Origin of the sequence: Metasolibacillus meyeri, from assembly GCF_003049505.1 — a bacterium.
GTDB lineage: Bacteria > Bacillota > Bacilli > Bacillales_A > Planococcaceae > Metasolibacillus > Metasolibacillus meyeri.
In genome coordinates this window covers 1-5,632 of record NZ_PYWN01000153.1, presented here as the reverse complement: position 1 = coordinate 5,632, position 5,632 = coordinate 1, and the positions used below count along the sequence as shown (strand labels likewise).

5 protein-coding genes and 1 riboswitch are annotated in these 5,632 nt (G+C 36.0%); of the genes, 3 read left to right on the top strand and 2 right to left on the bottom strand.

Annotated features, from left to right (window positions below; genetic code table 11):
• Positions 1–95: 95 nt before the first annotated feature.
• Positions 96–1,250: a pyridoxal-phosphate-dependent aminotransferase family protein gene (locus tag C9J34_RS18380; protein WP_107841635.1), complete on the bottom strand. Its 1,155-nt coding sequence runs from the start codon at positions 1,248–1,250 to the stop codon at positions 96–98.
• Positions 1,251–1,341: 91 nt separating this feature from the next.
• Complete coding sequence (locus tag C9J34_RS18375; protein WP_107841634.1) at positions 1,342–2,067, bottom strand: GNAT family N-acetyltransferase; 726 nt, start codon at positions 2,065–2,067, stop codon at positions 1,342–1,344.
• Between the two features lie 109 nt (positions 2,068–2,176).
• Between C9J34_RS18375 and C9J34_RS18370 the strand changes: the two genes are divergently transcribed.
• The 3 genes from C9J34_RS18370 (at position 2,177) to C9J34_RS18360 (ending at position 5,350) form a co-directional block, all read left to right on the top strand.
• Positions 2,177–3,262 (top strand): helix-turn-helix domain-containing protein, encoded by a 1,086-nt coding sequence (locus tag C9J34_RS18370; protein ID WP_107841633.1) that lies wholly within the window; start codon positions 2,177–2,179, stop codon positions 3,260–3,262.
• 116 nt (positions 3,263–3,378) lie between these two features.
• Positions 3,379–3,479, top strand: a riboswitch (purine riboswitch).
• A 112-nt stretch (positions 3,480–3,591) separates the two neighbouring features.
• The gene (locus tag C9J34_RS18365) at positions 3,592–4,923 is read left to right on the top strand and encodes an NCS2 family permease (RefSeq protein ID WP_107841632.1); all 1,332 of its coding nucleotides are present in this window, start codon (positions 3,592–3,594) and stop codon (positions 4,921–4,923) included.
• 136 nt (positions 4,924–5,059) lie between these two features.
• The gene (locus C9J34_RS18360) at positions 5,060–5,350 is read left to right on the top strand and encodes a DUF5316 domain-containing protein (protein ID WP_107841631.1); all 291 of its coding nucleotides are present in this window, start codon (positions 5,060–5,062) and stop codon (positions 5,348–5,350) included.
• Positions 5,351–5,632: the final 282 nt, after the last annotated feature.

The window sequence follows — 5,632 nt, the reverse complement described above, 5'->3', positions numbered from 1 at the left end:
TTTCACAGGATGTGAAGTTTTTAGCTTGTGTTCCTTTATCACCAATCAGTGGGATATTAGGAAAACCCCCACTGATTGAAGGTTCACTTTATTAGTTATTTCGTACTTTTTAAAAATACCTTCTGTGCAGCAAGTATGCCAGCACCTGCTGTAAAGTCATAGTTGAAATCTTGTAGTGCCGCTTCTATTAATGAAACTGCTTGCAATATATCACTTGGGAAGCAGTAGCCCATATGACCAAAACGGAAAATTTCACCTTGCAACGGTCCGAGTCCACCTGCGAAATCAAGATGATATTTTGATTTCAAATGTGCCAAAAAATCCCCCAATGCAATGCCCTGTGGTGCTTTAATTGCTGTAATCGTTGGTGAAGCATATGCATCATCTGTTAACAGCTCTATATTTAATTCGTTCATGGCAGCACGCACCATATTTTTCATAACGTCATGACGCTTAGCCGTTTGTTCGATGCCACCTTCTTCTGCAATTAATTTACATACTTCGTTTAAGCCGTATAGTAGTGTAATAGTAGGAGTGTTTGGGGTCATCCCTTTTTCAGCCCAACTTTTATAGCTTAATAGATTCAAATAATAAGTCTGTGTATGATTCGCTTCGATGACCTGCCAAGCACGCTTACTCACAGCAACTAACGACAGACCTGGTGGTAGCATCAAGGCTTTTTGCGAACCAGTGACTAAAATATCGATACCCCATTCATCCATTTTTGCTGCTACACCCCCGATGCAGCTTACACCATCTACAATAACGAGTGCATCTGTTTCCTCACGTACAACTTTTGCTAATTCTGCAATTGGATTTAAAATCCCTGTAGATGTTTCATTGTATGTCATAAAAACAGCTTTTATTTTCGGTGCATGCTGTAAAAATTCGCGTAACTCCTGAGCTGTACATGCCTCTCCCCAAGCTTTCTCCAGTTTATGTACTTGGAACTTGTGCTGCTCGCAAATAGAAACGAAGTAATCACCGAATGCACCGACGGTAATCACCACAACATTATCACCAGCCGAAACGGTGTTCACGGCTGCGGCTTCAAGTGCAGCAGTACCACCTGACGGTAAAAATAAAATTTCCTGCTCAGTGCCAAATATAGGCTTTACTAAATTAACAGCCTCCTGATAGAGTTCGACAAACTCTGGTGTTCGATGACTAATGATATGTTTACACATCGCGAGCTCTATACGTTTTGGAATGGGGGTAGGACCTGGGTGACGCAAAATATTTTCATACATAGTTACTGCCTCCTTTGAATACAGAATTTTTTGACTATATATTATAATAAGAAATATTTGCTAAAATAGATAGCATTTTGACCATAAATGATTATTCTGGTGAATTGGGTGAAATAACTTCCCATTGTCCAAACAATGTTAAACCACTAGCCTTTGCTAAGGAAATAGAACCAGTGTTGTCAAGCTGACAACGGTATTGAGGCTCGTAACCATTTTCATATGCATATTGACTAATCGCACGTACAATCTTGCGGGCATGTCCTTGTCCACGAAATTGTGGCAATGTTAAAACACCAAGATCAGCAAGTTTCGAACTACCCCATGGATACATGCTGGAAGCACAAGCTAAGCGCTGTTCTACAAAGGAGCCAAATACAGCCCAATGGTCTAATTCAACATAAGCATCATCTAAATCTTGCTCTGAGGCGGAGCTTTCAAATGCTGAAAATACCTCTGTATCCTGCGTGTTTAGTTGACGTATATGACCAGCAATAATTTCTGTGCATATTTTATTTTTTTCTTCTTCTGTAAAATAAAAAATATGGTCAGCACCGTGCAATAACATGTTTGCTTCTTGCAATTTTTTGCGGAAAATCACCTCAGATAAAGGCTGTTCCTTTGAAAGCTGTAGCTTTGCTACGATTGCAGGTGTTATAACAGCATAAACTTTACAATCAGCCGTCGTTAATACCATTATGCGGCGTTCTTCCTTTAAATGAGGGTTAATAATGCAGTGAAAGCGATTATCATTATAAAAGACTTCAGCATTAAAAGATTCACTCCAAAAATCTGTAATTGTTTGTGAAAATAAAGCCATTACGATTCCTCCTTTTGCATGCCCTTATTTTAACATGCTGTAAAGCACAACGAATATCAAAACAATATGTTTGAAATCATTAAAATAAAAGATAGGGGGTCGATACAGAATGAAGCATGTTGTGCAAAGGATGATTGATTGGGTAGAGGATCATTTGTTTGAGGGATTCTCATTAGTTGAGTTAAGTGAAAAAATAGGGTACTCCCCTTATTATTGCTCCTTTAAATTTCATCAGATAACGGGTGTGAGCTTAAAGCGTTATATGACGCTAAGGAAAGTTTATCTTTCTTCTATTGCTTTAAAGGATACGAATGAGCGAATATTAGATATTGCGTTAAATCATGGTTACTCCACACAGGAATCATATACGAGAGCCTTTAAAGAAATAGTTGGTGTCAGTCCAAATGTCTATAGACAAAATCCCATGCCATTACAATCATATGTAAAGCTGACAATGACCATAGGGGAGATGCATACAATGGATATTTCAAAAAAGTTACGAATTAAAAATTTGCAAAATAATATGAATGAGCAGTTTGATGTAGGTGTGTTGAATATTTTAAATGGGGAGGAGATGTTTAAGAAATTTAAAGAGCAGCAATTAATGGGAGCTAGTGATTATGCACCCTTTAATGAAGCAATGTGTATCAATGATACTACTTATCCAATTTTTAGTCCTAAATTTAATGAAATGCGAGCGCAAGGGCATAAAGTGATGTTACAAAGCTATGAAGCCATTACATTAGCTACATTAAAAAATAATTTATTTTCTAAAAAGTATGCTTGTATCGTGCTATGGTTTGGTGAAGATATGTTTTGCCAAATGAATTTACTGACTGTACTTGCCTATTTAGAGCAAATCAATTATGAGGGTGTAGTTTATTATCATGCCGTACAGGAGCAAACGTATGATGTGGAGGAAATAGTGCTACAACTAGGAGGTTACCGCTCTTTATATAAGACTGTTTTAATGGAGAAGCGTATGCCGAGTGTGGATATGATGCCTGTTATGTATCAAGGAACTAAATTATATTTAGAGCTACAAAAAGAAATGAATGAAATAACGAAGTATATTGAAGGGCATAGACACCTAGCGCTAAATGAATTAGTCAGTCGTTTACTAAAAGTTTTTCCACAGTATGGGTTAGGAGATACACAGTATATTGAAATAATAGATAGAGTGCGGAAAAGTTAAAATAAGATAAAGTTAAAGTTTATAAATATGGATGTTTTTACGAACTTTATAGTGAAGAAATAAAAAAATGTTCGGAAATGGATTGAAAAATAGAAAGTGTGGTGATATATTATTGAATGTAAATTAAATAACATCGTCGTATAATAGCGGGAATAGGCTCGCGAGTTTCTACCAAATCACCGGAAATGATTTGACTACGATTTAAGTAAATTTGTATTGTAATATACAGATACTTTATTCGTAGACATGTCGACTTTATGAAGAGGCATGTCTTTTTAATTAGTCTTATTTCCTACGATTATAGACGATAAACGGAGGAACAATTCACAATGAAAAAATATTTCGAGTTTGATAAACTTGGAACAAATTATCGCCGAGAGATTCTTGGAGGATTTACAACATTTTTAGCAATGGCTTATATTTTAGTTGTAAACCCTATGACGTTAACGTTACAAGATGTACCAAATTTGCCAGAGGCGTTACGGATGGACTATGGGGCGGTATTTGTAGCGACAGCTGTTGCAGCAGCAATCGGTTCGTTTATTATGGGGATTCTTGCTAGATATCCTCTAGCATTGGCACCGGGCTTAGGTTTAAATGCATTTTTTGCTTATACGGTTATTTTAACGAACGGTAGCCCATGGCAGCACGCATTAGCGGCTGTGTTTGTATCAGGTGTATTTTTCTTAATTTTAACATTAACAGGTTTACGCGAAAAATTAATTAACGCGATTCCAATGGAGCTTAAATTGGCTGTTGGTGCAGGTATCGGTTTATTTATTGCATTTATTGGTTTGAAAAATGCAGGCATCGTTATAGCAAATCCAGCGACATTTGTGGGAATTGGAAATTTAACAGAACCTGAAGTGTTATTAGCTATTTTTGGTATTATTATTACGGTTATTTTCTTAGTTCGTGGTGTTAAAGCCGGCGTATTTTTAGGGATGGCCATCACGGCAGTGGCAGGAATGATTTTCGGTTTAGTTAACTTGCCATCAGGCATCGTTGAAATGCCACCATCTATAGCGCCAACTTTCGGTGCATTATTCTCAGCATTTGGTGATATAGAATTCTACACATTATCAATGTTATCAGTGATTTTAACATTCTTATTTGTTGACTTCTTTGACAATGCGGGGACATTAATGGCTGTGGCAAACCAAGCAGGTTTTGTGAAAGATAATAAATTACCACGTGCGGGTAGAGCATTAATTTCTGATTCAATTGCAACAATTGTAGGTTCTATTTTTGGTACATCAACAATTACTTCATTTGTAGAATCTTCATCAGGTGTTGCAGCAGGTGCACGTACAGGCTTTGCTTCAATTGTAACAGGCTTATTATTCTTGTTATCTTTATTCTTCTTACCTTTGTTAAGTGTTGTAACACCAGCAGTAACAGCTCCAGCTTTAATTGTTGTAGGTATACTAATGGTTGCATCACTAGGCAAAATTGATTGGGAAAAGTTCGAGGTAGCTGTACCAGCATTCTTTACAATGTTAATGATGCCACTAACATTCTCAATTGCAACAGGCGTAGCAATTGGCTTTGTCTTTTATCCATTAACAATGATTGTTAAAGGTCGTGCTAAAGAGGTTCACCCGATTATGTATGTGTTCGGTTTAATTTTCTTACTTTATCTTGCAACGGCAGCACATTAATATTTAGTTATTAAGCTACTCAAATGATTAATCGTTTGAGTGGCTTTTTTATTAGTAAAATAAATTTATAAAAAATAAGAAACCATCAAGTTGCTACTCTCGTATATGATAGAAAAAGTTGCTTGGAGGAAGAAGGATGAAAAAATATATACTTTATGGCATTGTGTTAGCAGTTGGTGCGATAGTAGCTGCTCTGATTTTAGGTGATATACACAAGACAAGCCAAATCGCTGCAGGAATAGGTGGGGCTTTACTAATACTTACAATGTTATTTTCAGGTGTGTTTGTTAATGGAGATCGTCTACGTGCTAATCTGGCTACAGAATCAAAGGAACAAAGAGAGCGACGTTATAAGTATGAAGAAAAATTTTTATTTATGTCGATTCCATGTTTTGTAGTTGCAATTTTATTTTATTGGCTATTTTAATATGATAAGTAAAAATTTTTTGTTGCATATATAATAGGAAGGAACTCATTTATTAAAATCAGAATATTTTTTCTTTAAATAAAGGGTTGCAATTTAGATGGGTATCGGTGTATAGTAATAAACGTTGTTGCGAAACAAACGAAAAACAAAAATAAAAAAGTTGTTGACTTTGAAAATGCAACATGATATTATATAAAAGTTGCTTCTGATAGATGCGGCGATGATATGAAAATGAACCTTGAAAACTGAACAAGCAAGACGTGAATGAAAAAACGTTTCATT

What these genes read in the sequence shown, in the direction of transcription:
- C9J34_RS18380 (WP_107841635.1), bottom strand. Translation starts at nt 1,250, where the DNA reads ATGTATGAAAATATTTTGCGTCACCCAGGTCCTACCCCCATTCCAAAA.
- C9J34_RS18375 (WP_107841634.1), bottom strand. Translation starts at nt 2,067, where the DNA reads ATGGCTTTATTTTCACAAACAATTACAGATTTTTGGAGTGAATCTTTT.
- C9J34_RS18370 (WP_107841633.1), top strand. Translation starts at nt 2,177, where the DNA reads ATGAAGCATGTTGTGCAAAGGATGATTGATTGGGTAGAGGATCATTTG.
- C9J34_RS18365 (WP_107841632.1), top strand. Translation starts at nt 3,592, where the DNA reads ATGAAAAAATATTTCGAGTTTGATAAACTTGGAACAAATTATCGCCGA.
- C9J34_RS18360 (WP_107841631.1), top strand. Translation starts at nt 5,060, where the DNA reads ATGAAAAAATATATACTTTATGGCATTGTGTTAGCAGTTGGTGCGATA.